The sequence below is a fragment of the Pseudomonas sp. FP597 genome, from assembly GCF_030687435.1.
Classification (GTDB): domain Bacteria; phylum Pseudomonadota; class Gammaproteobacteria; order Pseudomonadales; family Pseudomonadaceae; genus Aquipseudomonas; species Aquipseudomonas lactucae.
The window spans coordinates 628,810-644,508 of the sequence record NZ_CP117432.1; the positions used below are offsets into that span (position 1 = coordinate 628,810).

12 protein-coding genes are annotated in these 15,699 nt (G+C 61.8%); 10 read left to right on the forward strand and 2 right to left on the reverse strand.

Annotated elements, in window-relative coordinates; translation table 11 throughout:
* Positions 1 to 12 precede the first annotated feature (12 nt).
* The 10 genes from PSH66_RS02760 to PSH66_RS02805 all read left to right on the forward strand — a co-directional run bounded on the left by PSH66_RS02760 (position 13) and on the right by PSH66_RS02805 (position 13,030).
* Positions 13 to 1,434, forward strand: coding sequence for an N-acetylmuramoyl-L-alanine amidase (locus PSH66_RS02760; RefSeq protein WP_003171350.1), 1,422 nt, complete (start codon positions 13 to 15; stop codon positions 1,432 to 1,434).
* Complete coding sequence (gene mutL / locus PSH66_RS02765) at positions 1,434 to 3,353, forward strand: DNA mismatch repair endonuclease MutL (protein WP_141063031.1); 1,920 nt, start codon at positions 1,434 to 1,436, stop codon at positions 3,351 to 3,353. Before PSH66_RS02760 ends, mutL begins: the two co-directional genes overlap by 1 nt.
* Positions 3,353 to 4,324 (forward strand): tRNA (adenosine(37)-N6)-dimethylallyltransferase MiaA, encoded by a 972-nt coding sequence (gene miaA, locus PSH66_RS02770; RefSeq protein WP_305428322.1) that lies wholly within the window; start codon positions 3,353 to 3,355, stop codon positions 4,322 to 4,324. Before mutL ends, miaA begins: the two co-directional genes overlap by 1 nt.
* Positions 4,325 to 4,418: 94 nt before the next feature.
* On the forward strand, positions 4,419 to 4,679 hold the full coding sequence (gene hfq, locus PSH66_RS02775; RefSeq protein ID WP_003171355.1) for an RNA chaperone Hfq: 261 nt from the start codon (positions 4,419 to 4,421) through the stop codon (positions 4,677 to 4,679).
* Between the two features lie 12 nt (positions 4,680 to 4,691).
* Positions 4,692 to 5,993 (forward strand): ribosome rescue GTPase HflX, encoded by a 1,302-nt coding sequence (gene hflX / locus PSH66_RS02780; RefSeq protein ID WP_003171356.1) that lies wholly within the window; start codon positions 4,692 to 4,694, stop codon positions 5,991 to 5,993.
* A gap of 96 nt (positions 5,994 to 6,089) precedes the next feature.
* Positions 6,090 to 7,265, forward strand: a complete 1,176-nt coding sequence (gene hflK / locus PSH66_RS02785) for an FtsH protease activity modulator HflK (RefSeq protein ID WP_003171357.1) — start codon at positions 6,090 to 6,092, stop codon at positions 7,263 to 7,265.
* Positions 7,265 to 8,131: a protease modulator HflC gene (gene hflC, locus PSH66_RS02790; protein WP_003171359.1), complete on the forward strand. Its 867-nt coding sequence runs from the start codon at positions 7,265 to 7,267 to the stop codon at positions 8,129 to 8,131. The genes hflK and hflC overlap by 1 nt, the downstream gene beginning before the upstream one ends.
* Before the next feature lie 293 nt (positions 8,132 to 8,424).
* Positions 8,425 to 9,612, forward strand: coding sequence for an ATP phosphoribosyltransferase regulatory subunit (locus PSH66_RS02795; protein WP_003171360.1), 1,188 nt, complete (start codon positions 8,425 to 8,427; stop codon positions 9,610 to 9,612).
* A 54-nt stretch (positions 9,613 to 9,666) separates the two neighbouring features.
* Positions 9,667 to 10,956 (forward strand): adenylosuccinate synthase, encoded by a 1,290-nt coding sequence (locus tag PSH66_RS02800; protein WP_003171362.1) that lies wholly within the window; start codon positions 9,667 to 9,669, stop codon positions 10,954 to 10,956.
* 139 nt (positions 10,957 to 11,095) lie between these two features.
* Complete coding sequence (locus tag PSH66_RS02805) at positions 11,096 to 13,030, forward strand: methyl-accepting chemotaxis protein (protein WP_305428323.1); 1,935 nt, start codon at positions 11,096 to 11,098, stop codon at positions 13,028 to 13,030.
* Between the two features lie 75 nt (positions 13,031 to 13,105).
* Here the strand turns inward: PSH66_RS02805 and PSH66_RS02810 are convergent, their stop codons facing one another.
* Both PSH66_RS02810 and PSH66_RS02815 read right to left on the reverse strand, forming a co-directional pair.
* A complete protein-coding gene (locus tag PSH66_RS02810; RefSeq protein WP_003171365.1) occupies positions 13,106 to 14,671 on the reverse strand; it encodes an iron ABC transporter permease in 1,566 nt (521 codons plus the stop codon).
* Positions 14,671 to 15,696, reverse strand: a complete 1,026-nt coding sequence (locus PSH66_RS02815; protein ID WP_305428324.1) for an extracellular solute-binding protein — start codon at positions 15,694 to 15,696, stop codon at positions 14,671 to 14,673. The genes PSH66_RS02810 and PSH66_RS02815 overlap by 1 nt, the downstream gene beginning before the upstream one ends.
* Between the last annotated feature and the right edge of the window lie 3 nt (positions 15,697 to 15,699).

A 15,699-nucleotide genomic window follows, 5' to 3' on the forward strand; every position in this document is an offset into this window, starting at 1 on the left:
GTGGGGTTAGGTATGCGCTTTCGCGCGTTGGTTGCTGTCGTAGGGGTGTTGCTTGCGGCAATGACTGTCAATGCTCTGGCTGCTTCACAGGTGAAAAGTGTGCGCCTGTGGCGAGCACCGGATAACACGCGACTGGTGTTCGACCTGTCTGGCCCGGTCCAGCACAGTGTTTTTACCCTCACGGCGCCTGATCGCCTGGTCATCGACATTAACGGCGCGACCCTGGCCGCGCCGTTGAAGGTGTCCACGGCCAACACCCCGATCACCTCTATGCGCTCGGCCCAGCGCACGCCGACCGACTTGCGGGTGGTCATCGACCTGAAAAAGGTGGTGACGCCGAAAAGCTTCTCCCTGGCCCCGAATGCCCAGTACGGAAACCGCCTGGTGGTCGACCTGTTCGACAACGCCGCCGATGCCGCACCGCCGCCTGCGCCGACTCCGAGCGTGGCGACGGTGCCGGCCGTGCCGGTCAACCCGTCGCAGCCCCAGGTCAAATTGCCGCCGCCGCCACCGGCGCCGGCCGGCAAGCGCGACATCATCGTAGTGATCGACGCCGGCCATGGCGGTGAAGACCCGGGCGCCTCCGGCTCGCGCGGCCAGCATGAAAAAGACGTGGTGCTGGCCATCGCCCGCGAGCTGCAGCGCCAGGTCAACGGTATGAAAGGCTACCGCGCCGAACTGACCCGTACCGGCGACTACTTCATTCCGTTGCGCGGCCGTACCGAAATTGCGCGCAAGAAGGGCGCCGACCTGTTCGTGTCGATCCACGCCGATGCCGCGCCCTCCAGCGCTGCGTTCGGTGCCTCGGTGTTTGCCCTGTCGGATCGCGGCGCGACGTCCGAGACCGCCCGTTGGCTGGCCGACAGCGAAAACCGTTCCGACTTGATCGGCGGCGCCGGTAACGTGTCCCTCGATGACAAGGACAAGATGCTCGCCGGGGTATTACTCGATCTGTCGATGACCGCCTCGCTGACCTCCAGCCTGAACGTGGGACAGAAGGTCTTGAGCAATATCGGCCGCGTGACGTCGTTGCACAAACAGCGTGTGGAGCAGGCCGGGTTTATGGTGCTGAAATCGCCGGACATCCCGTCGATCCTGGTGGAAACCGGCTTTATCTCCAACGCCAACGAAGCCTCCAAGCTGGCCAGCGCCAGCCACCAGCAGGCGTTGGCGCGCTCCATCAGCGCCGGCGTGCGCCAGTTCTTCCAGCAGAACCCGCCGCCGGGCACTTACATCGCCTGGCTGCGTGATTCCGGCAAAATCGCCCAGGGCTCGCGTGACCATCGCGTCCAGCCCGGCGATACCCTGGCGATGCTGGCGGTGCGCTTCCAGGTGTCGGCGGCGACCTTGCGCAGCGCCAACAATCTGCAAACCGATGAATTGAAAGTCGGACAGGTATTGACCATCCCTGGCACTGAATTGGCGGCACAGTAATGAGCGAATCAACCTTGGATAGCGGGTCGCGCATCGAATTGCTCAGCCCGCGCCTGGCTAACCAGATCGCTGCGGGTGAGGTGGTCGAGCGTCCCGCATCGGTGATCAAGGAGCTGCTGGAAAACAGTATCGACTCCGGCGCCAAGCGCATCGATGTCGACGTGGAGCAGGGCGGCGTCAAGCTGTTGCGCGTGCGCGACGACGGCAGCGGCATCTCTTCCGATGACCTGCCGCTGGCCCTGGCCCGCCACGCCACCAGCAAGATCCGCGACCTGGAAGACCTTGAGCGGGTGATGAGCCTGGGTTTTCGCGGTGAAGCTCTGGCGTCGATCAGCTCCGTGGCGCGCCTGACCCTCACCTCGCGCACGCGCAACGCCGAGCAGGCCTGGCAAGTGGAAACCGAGGGCCGTGACATGGCGCCTCGGGTCCAGCCGGCGGCGCACCCGGTGGGCACCTCGGTGGAAGTGCGCGACCTGTTCTTCAATACGCCGGCGCGGCGTAAATTCCTCAAGGCCGAAAAAACCGAATTCGATCATCTGCAAGAAGTCATCAAGCGCCTGGCCCTGGCGCGTTTCGACGTGGCGTTCCACCTGCGCCATAACGGCAAGACTATCCTCAGCCTGCACGAAGCCCATGACGAGGCCGCGCGGGCACGTCGTGTGTCGGCGATCTGCGGCGCGGGCTTCCTGGAGCAGGCGCTGCCGATCGAGATCGAACGCAATGGCCTGCGTCTGTGGGGGTGGGTCGGGTTGCCGACGTTCTCCCGAAGCCAGGCGGATTTGCAGTACTTCTTCGTGAACGGCCGCGCGGTGCGCGACAAACTGGTGGCCCACGCGGTGCGCCAGGCGTATCGCGATGTGCTGTTCAATGGGCGGCATCCGACGTTCGTACTGTTTTTCGAGGTCGACCCTGCCGTGGTCGACGTCAACGTGCACCCGACCAAGCACGAAGTGCGCTTTCGTGATGGGCGCATGGTGCACGACTTCCTGTATGGCACCTTGCATCGCGCTCTTGGAGATGTGCGCCCGGATGATCAGTTGTCGGCGCCGATCGTGACCGCGGTGGTGCGCCCCAGCGGCCCCGAGGCCGGAGAGTTCGGCCCCCAGGGTGAAATGAGCCTGGCGGGCAACCTGCTGCAATCACCAGCGCCACAGCCTTCCTACTCGTCTACGCCGGGCTCCGGCTCGGGTGCGGGTTATCAATACCAATACACTCCGCGTCCGCAATCGACCGTACCGGTAGCCGAGGCCCAGGCGGCCTATCGGGAGTTCTTCGCGCCGCTGCCAGGGGCTGAGCCAGGTGCGGCGGTGTCCTTGCCGGAAGGCGGTGGGGACATTCCGCCGTTGGGTTATGCGCTGGCGCAGCTCAAGGGCATTTATATCCTCGCGGAAAACGCCCACGGCCTGGTGTTGGTGGATATGCATGCCGCCCACGAGCGAATCATGTACGAGCGCCTGAAGATCGCCATGGCCAGCGAAGGTCTCAGCGGCCAACCGCTGCTGGTGCCGGAATCCCTGGCGGTCAGCCAGCGTGAAGCCGATTGCGCCGAAGAACACCACGACGTATTCCAGAAACTGGGCTTCGAACTGCAACGCCTCGGCCCGGAAACCCTGGCGATTCGCCAGATTCCCGCCTTGCTCAAGCAAGCCGAAGCCAACCGGCTGGTGGCTGATGTGCTGGCGGACCTGATGGAGTACGGCACCAGTGACCGTATCCAGGCGCATATCAACGAATTGCTCGGCACCATGGCCTGCCACGGTGCCGTTCGCGCCAATCGCCGCCTGGCCCTGCCGGAAATGAACGGTTTGCTGCGAGACATGGAGAACACCGAGCGCAGCGGCCAATGCAACCATGGTCGACCAACCTGGACCCAGATGGGCCTGGACGATCTGGACAAACTGTTCTTGCGCGGCCGTTGATGAGTGCCTCGCCCCCCGCGATCTTCCTGATGGGCCCCACGGCCGCGGGCAAGACCGACCTGGCCATCGAACTGACCAAGGTGCTGCCGTGCGAGCTGATCAGTGTCGACTCTGCCCTGGTTTACCGGGGCATGGACATCGGCACGGCCAAGCCTTCCAGAGCACTGCTGGCCCAGCATCCGCACCGCCTGATCGACATCATCGACCCGGCCGAGAGCTATAGCGCCGCGGATTTTCGCAGCGACGCCCTGGCCGCCATGGCCGAAATCACCGCGCGGGGCAATATCCCGCTGCTGGTGGGCGGCACGATGCTCTACTACAAGGCTTTGCAGGAAGGCTTGGCCGACATGCCTGCCGCCGATGCCCAGGTGCGCGCCGAACTCGAAGAAGAGGCTGCACGCCTTGGCTGGCAAGCCCTGCACGACCAATTAGCGGCGGTGGACCCGGTATCGGCGGCGCGCATTCACCCCAATGACCCCCAGCGTCTCAGTCGCGCGCTGGAAGTCTGGCGTGTCAGCGGTCAGACCATGACTGAACTACGCCTGAAACAAACTGCGCAAAGTGCTGACGCAGGCGCATCTGGACAGTCACAATTGCCCTATACTGTGGCAAATCTGGCGATTGCTCCGGCAAATCGCCAGGTGCTGCACGAACGAATTGCACAAAGATTCACAATTATGTTGGAACAGGGGTTTATCGACGAGGTCGTAGCACTGCGTTCACGAGGTGACCTGCATCCAGGGCTGCCTTCGATACGTGCTGTAGGCTACCGCCAAGTCTGGGATCATCTGGATGGCAAGCTGACGTCAGCCGAAATGCAGGAGCGCGGCATCATTGCCACGCGCCAATTGGCAAAGCGCCAGTTCACCTGGCTGCGCAGCTGGAGCGATTTGCACTGGTTGGACAGCCTGGACAGCGACAATCTGTCACGCGCCTTGAAATACTTGGGAACGGTCTCCATATTGAGCTGAGTCCTTGCAATTGCCGTCTATCCTTAGGGGTGTGACGGCCCTGAGCTACCTATTTTCCGATTTTTTATTATTGATCCTTAAAGGAGTGCGGCACATGTCAAAAGGGCATTCGCTACAAGACCCTTACTTGAATACTTTACGTAAAGAGAAAGTGGGGGTTTCCATCTATCTGGTCAACGGTATCAAGCTGCAAGGCACGATCGAGTCGTTCGACCAGTTCGTGATCCTGCTGAAAAACACCGTCAGCCAGATGGTCTACAAGCACGCTATCTCGACAGTCGTCCCTGTTCGTCCAATCCGTCTGCCTAGCGCAGCAGGTGATGATGCAGCTGACGCTGAGCCAGGTAACGCCTGATAGGAGTCTCCTTTGTTCTTTGAGCGCCACGGTGGTGGTGAGCGAGTGATCCTCGTTCACTTGGATGGACAGGACCCTGAGGCGCGCGAAGATCCGCAGGAGTTTCAGGAGTTGGCAAATTCGGCCGGCGCCGAGACCGTTGCGTTTTTTAACGTGCCGCGTCATCGGCCAACCGCCAAATTTCTGATTGGCAGCGGCAAGGTCGAGGAATTGCGCGACCTGGTCCACGCCGAAGAAGCCGATCTGGTGATCTTCAATCACACCCTCACGCCCAGTCAGGAACGTAACCTCGAACGTGTTTTCGAGTGTCGCGTGATCGACCGTACCGGCCTGATCCTCGATATTTTCGCCCAGCGCGCCCGTACCCATGAAGGCAAGCTCCAGGTTGAACTGGCCCAGCTTGACCACATGAGCACCCGGCTGGTTCGCGGCTGGACTCACCTTGAACGTCAAGGTGGCGGTATCGGCATGCGCGGCCCGGGTGAAACCCAGCTTGAAACCGACCGGCGCCTGCTGCGGGTTCGCCTGCGCCAGATCAAGGGCCGCCTCGAAAAAGTACGCAGCCAGCGCGAGCAATCGCGACGCGGCCGTTCGCGTGCGGATATCCCGACCGTGTCCCTGGTGGGCTACACCAACGCCGGCAAGTCCACGCTGTTCAACAACGTGACCAAGTCCGATGTGTATGCGGCCGACCAATTGTTCGCCACCCTCGATCCGACCTTGCGCCGTCTGGACATCGACGACCTGGGGCCGATTGTCCTGGCCGATACCGTGGGCTTCATCCGTCATCTGCCCCACAAGCTGGTCGAGGCATTTCGGTCTACGCTCGAAGAGTCGAGCAATTCCGACCTGCTGTTGCACGTGATCGATGCGGCTGAGCCGGATCGCATGTTGCAGATCGAGCAGGTGATGGTGGTGCTGGGCGAGATTGGGGCCCAGGACTTGCCGATCCTCGAGGTCTATAACAAACTCGATTTGCTTGAAGGCGTTGAGCCACAAATCCAGCGCGACGAGAACGGCAAGCCCCAGCGGGTATGGCTGTCGGCGCGCGATGGCAGTGGTTTGGAGCTGCTTGAACAAGCCATTGCCGAACTGCTCGGCAGCGATTTGTTCGTCGGCACCTTGCGCTTGCCTCAGCGTTTTGCTCGACTGCGTGCACAGTTTTTCGAGCTGGGCGCGGTACAGAAAGAAGAACACGACGAAGAAGGTGTCAGCTTGCTGGCCGTTCGATTGCCGCGCTCGGAACTGAATCGGCTGGTCAGCCGTGAAGGTGTGGTTCCGGCAGAGTTCATCGAACAACACACTTTGCAATAAAAGCCTCCGAAAGCGGTTGTGCCGCAGTAGCAGGCATTCTGTAGCATTGGTCGGCGCGCCGTGGGTGCGTCTTTGCTTTATCAGATGGAGAGCGCTATGGCTTGGAATGAGCCGGGTGGCAACTCGAATAATCAGGATCCTTGGGGTGGTAAACGCCGCAATAATGGCGACCGCAAGGGGCCACCAGATCTCGACGAGGCCTTCCGAAAGCTGCAGGAAAGCCTGAATGGGTTGTTCGGTGGTGGGAAAAAACGCGGTGGTGACGACGGCGGTCGCACAAGCAAGGGCGGCGGCTACGGCCTGCTGGGCCTGGGTCTTGTCGTGCTGGCGGCCGTCTGGCTGTACAGCGCTGTCTACGTAGTCGACGAACAGGAGCAGGCCGTGGTGCTGCGCTTCGGCAAGTACTACGAGACGGTCGGTCCGGGCCTGAACATCTACTTCCCGCCGATCGACAAGAAGTACATGGAGAACGTCACGCGTGAGCGTGCCTACACCAAGCAGGGCCAGATGCTGACCGAAGACGAGAACATCGTCGAAGTGCCGCTGACCGTGCAGTACAAAATCAGCAACCTGCAGGACTTCGTGCTGAACGTTGATCAGCCGGAAATCAGCTTGCAACACGCAACCGAAAGCGCCCTGCGCCACGTGGTGGGTTCCACCGCCATGGACCAGGTGCTGACCGAAGGTCGTGAATTGATGGCCAGCGAAATCAAGGAGCGCCTGCAACGGTTCCTCGATACCTATCGCACCGGTATCACCGTCACCCAGGTAAACGTACAGAGCGCAGCGGCACCGCGTGAAGTGCAGGAAGCCTTCGACGACGTGATCCGCGCCCGTGAAGACGAGCAGCGTTCGCGCAACCAGGCGGAAACCTACGCCAACGGCGTCGTGCCGGAAGCGCGTGGTCAGGCCCAGCGCATCCTTGAAGATGCCAACGGTTACCGCGACGAAGTGGTCTCCCGCGCCAAGGGTGAGGCGGATCGTTTCACCAAGCTGGTAGCCGAGTATCGCAAGGCCCCTGAAGTGACTCGTGAGCGTCTGTACCTGGACACCATGCAGGAAGTCTTCAGCAACACCAGCAAGGTCCTCGTGACCGGCAGCAAGGGTGGGCAGAACAACCTGCTGTACCTGCCGCTGGACAAGATGATCGAAGGTGGTCGTAGCAGCTCCAGCGCACCGTCCGCCGGCTCCAATGCCGCTGCCAACGAAGCGAGCGCCCGTGCGGCCGCTGACTTGCTGCAACAGCAAACACGTACCAGGGAGAGTCGTTGATGAGCAATAAATCGCTGACCGCCCTGATTGTGGGCGTCGTCGTGGTCATCGCTGCCTGGAACTGCTTCTACATCGTGGCTCAGACCGAGCGCGCGGTGCTGCTGCAATTCGGTCGCGTGGTCCAGGCGGACGTCCAGCCGGGCCTGCATGTGAAAGTCCCCTACGTCAACCAGGTGCGCAAGTTCGACGCCCGCCTGATGACCCTGGATGCACCGACACAGCGTTTCCTGACCCTAGAAAAGAAAGCCGTGATGGTTGACGCCTACGCCAAGTGGCGCGTCAAGGATGCCGAGCGCTTCTACACCGCGACCTCCGGTCTCAAGCAGCTTGCCGACGATCGCTTGTCGCGTCGTCTCGAGTCGGGCCTGCGCGACCAGTTTGGTAAGCGCACCCTGCACGAAGTGGTCTCCGGTGAGCGTGATGCGCTGATGGCGGATATCACCCGCTCGCTGAACACGATGGCGGAAAAAGAGCTGGGCATCGAAGTGGTCGATGTTCGGGTCAAGGCCATCGACCTGCCCAAGGAAGTGAACCGCAGCGTGTTCGAGCGTATGAGCACCGAGCGTGAACGTGAGGCCCGCGAGCATCGCGCCAAGGGTAACGAGTTGGCTGAAGGTATCCGCGCGGATGCCGACCGTCAGCGTCGTGTACTGCTGGCAGAAGCGTATCGCGAGTCTGAAGAGACCCGTGGTGATGGTGATGCTCAGGCGGCGGCGATCTACTCCAAGGCCTACGGCCAGGACCAGGAGTTCTACGCGTTCTACCGTAGCCTGCGTGCCTACCGTGAAAGCTTCGCGAACAAAACCGACGTCATGGTGCTGGACCCAAGTAGCGATTTCTTCCGCTACCTGGAAAAATCCAAGTAATCAGCTCGTCACTGTGTAGGACACACTCCGTCGGGCGGCTAAAACGCTTGGCGGGGTGATCCTTTCAGAAAACGGGTGTATGATGCGGCAGCCGGGAAATTCCCGGCTTTTTTGCGTCTGCATGTTTGATTCGGCAGGCGTGACAGGTTTTTCGAGGAAAGTGCCCGACGAGGCCGGTGACAGGTCGTTCGTCACGTCGCTCTTGCGCGTGGTTTATGCAGGCTGCGGGTATTTTCTGCTTCACTCAAGGCTCGGCCGAGGGCTGGCCGCCCGGATCATAGGGGAATGGCGTAATGGCAACGGTAGACCGCTGGCTGCTGCCAGATGGCATCGAAGAAGTACTGCCACCGGAGGCTGCGCGCATTGAAGTAGCGCGTCGCCAGGTGTTGGATCTGTTCCAGAGCTGGGGTTACGAGTTTGTCGTGACCCCCCATATCGAGTACCTGGAATCCCTGCTGACCGGTGCGGGCCAGGACCTGGATCTGCGCACCTTCAAGGTCATCGACCCGCAATCGGGCCGGCAAATGGGTTTTCGTGCCGACATCACGCCGCAAGTGGCGCGTATCGATGCGCACACCCTGCGTCGCGAAGGCCCGAGCCGCCTGTGCTACGCCGGCAGCGTACTGCACGCCCAGCCGCGTGCCTTGTCGTCGTCCCGTAGCCCGATCCAGTTGGGTGCGGAGTTGTACGGCGACGCCAGCCCGAGCAGCGACGTTGAAGTGATCAGCTTGATGCTGGCCATGCTGCAACTGGCTGATGTACCGGATGTTCACATGGATCTGGGTCACGTCGGCATTTACCGTGGCCTGGCGCGCGCCGCCGGTTTGTCCGGTGAAGTGGAGCAACAGTTATTCGATGCCCTGCAACGCAAGGCGATCGATGAAGTCATTGCCCTGACCGAGGGCGTGCCTGCCGACCTGGCCGGCATGCTGCGGGCGCTGGTCAACCTGTGCGGTGGTCCTGAGGTGCTGGTCGCTGCCCGTGAGCGCCTGGCGAATGCGCCTGCGCCAGTGTTGGCGGCATTGGACGACGTGCTGGCGATTGCCGAGCGGTTGTCCGCGCGTTTCCCGCAGCTGCCGTTGTACTTTGATTTGGGCGAGCTGCGCGGTTACCACTACCACACGGGTGTGGTGTTCGCGGTGTTCGTTCCGGGTGTTGGCCAGGCCATCGCCCAAGGTGGTCGTTATGACGATATCGGTGCCGACTTCGGTCGTGCGCGTCCGGCCACTGGTTTCTCCACCGATTTGAAAACCCTGGTGACCCTGGGGCGTGCTGAGGTCGAGCTGCCGTCTGGTGGCATCTGGATGCCCGACAGTACGGACGCAGCACTCTGGCAGCAGGTGTGCCAGTTGCGCAGTGAGGGTCAGCGTGTTGTCCAGGCTTTGCCTGGCCAGCCATTGGCCGCCGCCCGTGAAGCGGACTGCGACCGGCAATTGATTCTGCAGAACGGGCTTTGGCAAGTATCGCCACTGGCTTCTTGAGTTTTCCTGCCGGCCATCGCCGGCACCAAGTTTGCGCGAATGAGGACAAGTGTTATGGGTAAGAATGTCGTAGTCCTGGGCACCCAATGGGGTGATGAGGGCAAAGGCAAGATCGTTGATCTGCTGACCGAACATGCTGCCGCCGTAGTGCGCTACCAAGGTGGCCACAACGCTGGCCACACCCTGGTCATCGATGGCGAAAAAACTGTCTTGCACCTGATCCCGTCGGGTGTCCTGCGCGAAGGCGTGCAGTGCCTGATCGGCAACGGCGTGGTGGTTGCGCCGGATGCCCTGCTGCGCGAGATCACCAAGCTGGAAGAGAAAGGTGTGCCGGTGCGCGAGCGCCTGCGTATCAGCCCGTCCTGCCCGCTGATCCTGTCCTTCCACGTGGCGCTGGACCAGGCTCGTGAAAAGGCGCGTGGCGAGTTGAAGATCGGCACCACCGGTCGTGGCATCGGCCCGGCCTACGAAGACAAGGTTGCGCGTCGTGGCCTGCGTGTGGGCGACCTGCTCAACATGCCGCGTTTTGAAGACAAGCTGCGTGAACTGGTGGATTACCACAATTTCATGCTGGTCGGTTACTACAAAGAGCCGGCCATCGAATTCGACAAGACCCTGGCCGAGTGCAAGGAATACGCTGAGCTGCTCAAGCCGCTGATGCTGGACGTGACCGCCGAGCTGCACGACCTGCGTCGCGCCGGCAAGGACATCATGTTCGAAGGCGCCCAAGGTTCGTTGCTGGACATCGACCATGGCACCTACCCGTACGTGACCAGCTCCAACACCACCGCTGGTGGCGTGGCGACCGGTTCGGGTGTGGGCCCGATGTTCCTGGACTACATCCTGGGCATCACCAAGGCTTACACCACTCGTGTCGGTTCGGGTCCATTCCCGACTGAACTGTTCGACGACGTCGGTGCGCACCTGGCTAAACAAGGCCACGAATTCGGTGCGACCACTGGCCGTGCTCGTCGTTGTGGTTGGTTTGACGCCGTTATCCTGCGTCGCGCTATCGACGTGAACAGCATCTCGGGTATCTGCCTGACCAAGCTGGACGTGCTCGACGGCCTTGAAGCCATCAACATCTGCACCGGCTACAAAGATGCACAAGGCAACGCTGTTGCGCCGACCGACGCTGACAGCTACGTGGGCCTGCAGCCGGTATACGAAGAAGTGCCGGGCTGGACCGAATCGACCGTGGGTGCCAAGACCCTGGAAGAGCTGCCTGCCAACGCTCGTGCTTACATCAAGCGCGTTGAAGAGCTGATCGGTGCGCCGATTGACATTATTTCGACGGGGCCGGACCGCAACGAAACTATCGTTCTGCGTCATCCGTTCGCTTAATAAGCTGTTGATGTAAAAAGAAAAGGACTCCTTCGGGAGTCCTTTTTCGTTTGTATTCGCCAAGCGGCACGACCCTTGCTGTGTTTCCTTCTTTCGCGGTGCTATCAAATTACTGGCACCCGTGGTGGAGGGATTACCGATGTCTGCCGTTCTCTCATTGTTACAAAGCCGTCTGTTGCGGCCGGTGTTCGTTACCCTTGGTATCGCCCTTTTGGTGCAAGTGCTGGTGGCGGTCGCGCTGACCCGGAGCACGGTCACTGCGCTGGAAGCCGATTTAGGCGCGCGTCTGGGTGTGGATAGCCAGAAACTGTCTGGCGAGTTGGCGCAGGCCGGCAAGGAGGTCACGTCGAGCCTGGACAACTTGTCCGCCAGCACACGCCAGCGTCTGACCGCCGGGCTTTCCTCGCGTTTGCAGGAAGAGCAGAAACAACTGCGCGCGACCCTGGAAAAAGACCTGCAAGACTCCGCCAACGATATGGCGCAACTGCTCGCCTCGGTGGCACCGCGCGCCATGTGGGATAGCGATGTACCGACGCTGTCTGAGTTTGCCCGGCGTGCCCAGCGCAATCCCAACGTGCTGTTTGTGGTCTACGACGACGCTGCGGGTGAGCACTTGACCCGTTACCTGAACCGCGAAAACCCGATCAACAAGGCGCTGCTGGAAAAAGGCCAGGGCGACCGCGCCTTGGACAAGGTCCTGAATGCCGCGAGGCATGATCCCTCGGTGTTCTACGTCGAGGCATCCATCAGCCCCAATGGCGTAGAAATCGGCAAAGTGCTCATGGGCGTGTCGACCGCATCGGTCGAGGCTGACCTGCAGGCGCTGGACAAGCGTTTTGCCGCGCTGATCGCCAGCGGTGATCAACTGGTGGGCGACAGCCTCAAAGGCGCCGCCGCGGACAGTGCTGCCGCCATGGGCGCCCGCCTGCAATCGGCGCAAGCCACCGCCACTCAGATGACCGCCAACACCACTGGCGCCGTGCAAGAGGCCGCCGGCACTTTGCGCTGGCGTATCGGCATGGGCCTGGCGGCCGTCGGTTTTGGTGTGTTGCTGCTGATCGCCGTTGTGCTGGGTCGTCGTGTGGTCAATCGCCTGAAACTGCTGATTGCCGCCATGGACGACCTGGCGGCGGGCGAGGGCGATCTCACTAAGCGTGTGCAGATCAGCAGCAAGGATGAAATCGGCGACATGGCCTCGGCGGTCAATCGCTTTGTGGATAAGTTACAACCGATCGTGCGTGAGGCGGGCGATGTGGCCCAGCGTACCGGCGTAGAGATCGGCGCCATGACGTTGCGCAATGCCGGCGCCGATGCGGCGGCAGGCCTGCAGCGTGATGAAGTGGCGGAAAGCTTGCGTGCACTCTCGCAAATGGCCGACGAAGCCCAGGCTGAAAGTCATGCCATGCAGGCGGCCTTGCAGCAGGTGGTTGATATTCGCCAGGCCACGGATGAGAACGCGCGTACCTCGGCCGAGGTCGGCAGTTTGATCGAGGCATTGGCGGGGCAGGTCCAGGCGGGTTCGCAGGTGATCGAGCGTCTGGCTCAGCAGAGCGAACAGATCGAGGTAGTGTTGACGGTGATTCACGGCATCGCCGAGCAAACCAACTTGTTGGCCCTCAACGCCGCCATCGAGGCGGCACGCGCCGGTGAAACCGGGCGCGGCTTCGCGGTGGTGGCGGACGAGGTGCGAGCGCTGGCCAGCAAGACTCAAAGTTCCACGGGTGATATCCAGGCGCATATCGTCGCGTTGCAGCAGGGCGCGCGTGAGGCGGTGGAGACCATCGGCAAAGCCGGGCGCCAGGCCAGCGAGGGCTTGTTGGTGCTGCGCGACAGCGTGCGCTTGCAGCAGACGGTACAGGCGTCGGTGGAGCAGGTTCATGCCGCAATCGGCCTGGCGACGCGAGCGGCCGAGCATCAAGCCCAGGGCGCACATGCGGTGCGTGGGCGGGTCGAGGTGATCCATGCCCAGGCTGAGCGCGCTGCGCAGGCGGTGGTCGAGACGACCGCCAGTGGCAAGGTGCTCGATGGCTTGGCGGCGCAGTTGAAGGCGAGTTTGGGGCAGTTTCGGGCTTAGCGTTGTCTGTCTGGCCTCATTGGGAGCAAGCCCCCTCCCACAAATGTGGGAGGAGGCTTGCTCCCGATAGCGATGTCAGCGACTCAGATACATCCGAGTTGTTAACAGATAGACCGGCAACCCCGACACCAGAATCAACAACGCCGCATAAGGCGCTGCCGCCGCAAATTCCACATTCGACGTGTGCGCCCACACCGCCGTCGCCAGGGTGTTCAGCCCGGTCGGGCTGAGCAGCAGCGTGGCGGTCAGCTCCTTCATCGCATCCAGAAACACCAGCGCAAACGCCGCGCCCAGCGCCGGGAAGATAATCGGCAAGGTCACTCGGCAAAACGCACTGAACGACGTTGCCCCCAGCGTGCGTGCCGCCTCTTCCAGCTGCGGTGCCGCCTTGTTCAGCGCCGTACGAATCGGCGCCTGGGCCAGCGGCAAAAACAGCAGCGCATAGGCAATCAGCAACAGCGTCGAGGTCTGGTACAGCGCCGGCACGTAATGCAGCGCGAAATACACCAGCGTCAATGCAATCACCAGGCCGGGCAGGGCATGCAGCAGATACGGCAGGCGCTCGGCCCAGATCGCCAATTGGCCTTTGTAACGCACCACCAGCAGCCCGACCGGCACCGCCAGTACCAGGCACAACGCCGCCCCGCCGAGTGACAATGCCAATGAGGAAAGCAGCGCCTCGCTGATCTCGGCCACCGGGAACGCCGCCGACGAACCGACCGCCAACCAGTAAGCGAGCATCCCCAGGGGGACGCCGCTGCCAATGATTGCCAGTGCAAGGCAATACATCTGACCCAATAACGCCCACTTGCCCAGTTTGACCTGCCCGGCATGCCGCGCCGCGCCCTGGCCGATACGTACATGGCGGCCCTTGCCGCGCAGGCGCAGCTCCAGCCACAGCAGGGTCAGGCACATCACCAGCAATACCGCCGAGAGCATCGCGGCATTGGCATTGCTGAATTCCAGTTCGAATTGCTGATAGATCGCTGTGGTGAAGGTTTGCAGGCCGATGATCGACAAGGCGCCGAACTCGACCAGCATGTGCAGGGCTATCAGCAATGCCCCGGCCAACAGCGACGGCCACAGCAATGGCAGTGTGATGCGCCAGAACACGCCCCAGCGGTTCAGACCCAGCGTGCGGGCGGATTCTTCAAGGGAAGGGTCAAGATTGCGCAATGTCGCCGCCACCGGCAAAAACACCAGCGGGTATTTGGACAGGCTCATCACCAGGATCGCGCCGCCCAGCCCTTCGAAATGGGCGCTCAGCGACACCCAGGTAAAGCTGCTGACAAACGCCGGTACCGCAAACGGCAGGCACAGGATCACGCCCCAGATACGCCGCCCCGGCAGGTTGCTGCGCTCCAGCAGCCAGGCCAGTGATAGCCCGATCACGCAGCAGGCCACCGTTACGCCGATCATCAGCGCCAGGGTGTTGCGCAGCAGCCCGAATACATAAGGCCGCCACAACAAATGCACCGCCTCTGCCCAGCCGGCCTGCCAGGCTTTGAGCCCGACATAGACCAGCGGCAGCAGGCTCAAGCCCACCAGGAACAGGACCGGAAGCAGCAGCCAGATGGAAGGACGTTTGCGCCGAAGGCTAAAACTTCCGCGCAGGGCGAGGGCGGGCAGCGATGTGGTCATCAGTTCAAGCCAACGTCACGTTCCAGATCCAGCGCTTCTTCGGCGTTGCCCAGGTCCGCAGGCGTAACGTTTGGCGGCTGCAGCTCGCTGAACGGCTTGAGGCCACGGCTGGATTCCATGCCTTTGCGCAGCGGGTATTCCGCCGAGGTGTTGGTGATTACGCGCTGGCCTTCTTCGCTGGTCATGAACGCCAGCAGTTGCTGGGCTTCCTTGGGGTGCTTGGTGGATTTCAGTGCGGCGGCGGACGACACCGTGATCAGGCCGCCAGCGTCGCCGTCGCTGAAGTAGTGCAGTTGCGAGTCCAGGTTGGTTTTTTCTTTCTTCAGGGCGAACCAGTAATAGTTGTTCACCAGCACGGTGGCCACTTCACCGTTCTCCACGGCTTTTAGGGCCACCATGTTGTTGCTGTACACCTTGCCGAACGCGCGCAGACCGGTGAGCCATTCTTCTGCGGCGTCACGGCCGTGCAGCTTGATGATTGCCACGGCTTGTTCCTGGAATGCACCGCTGGTCGGGACGAAGCCGACTTTGCCTTGCCACTCGGGGGCGGCGAAATCCAGCACCGACTTGGGCAGGTCTTTCTCGGCAATCAGTTTCGGGTTGAACGCCACCACGCGAGTGCGTGCGGTCACGCCCATCCAGTCACCGTTGCGGCCGACGTAATCCTTGGGCAGTACATCGAGGGTGCCGGCGTCGATCCTGGCGAGCAGGCCTTGTTCGCCGAGTTTGTTCAGCGGTGGCGATTCTTCGGTATAGATCACGTCGGCGGGCGAGCGATCACCTTCTTCGACGACTTGGCTGGCCAACTGGTTGCTGCTGCCTTTGCGCACATTGACGTGGATGCCGGTCCTGGCTTCGAAGGCCTTGGCGAGTTCGTCGCCGACCTCTTTGTGTTGGCCGTTGTACAAGGTCAGGGAAACCTTGTCGGCAGAATAGGCGGCGGGCGAGAGCAGGATCAGGCCCAGCAGAGTGATGGTCAGGCCGCGCAGAACGGAGGTCTTGAGATGGGGGTCGCGGATCATCATCCG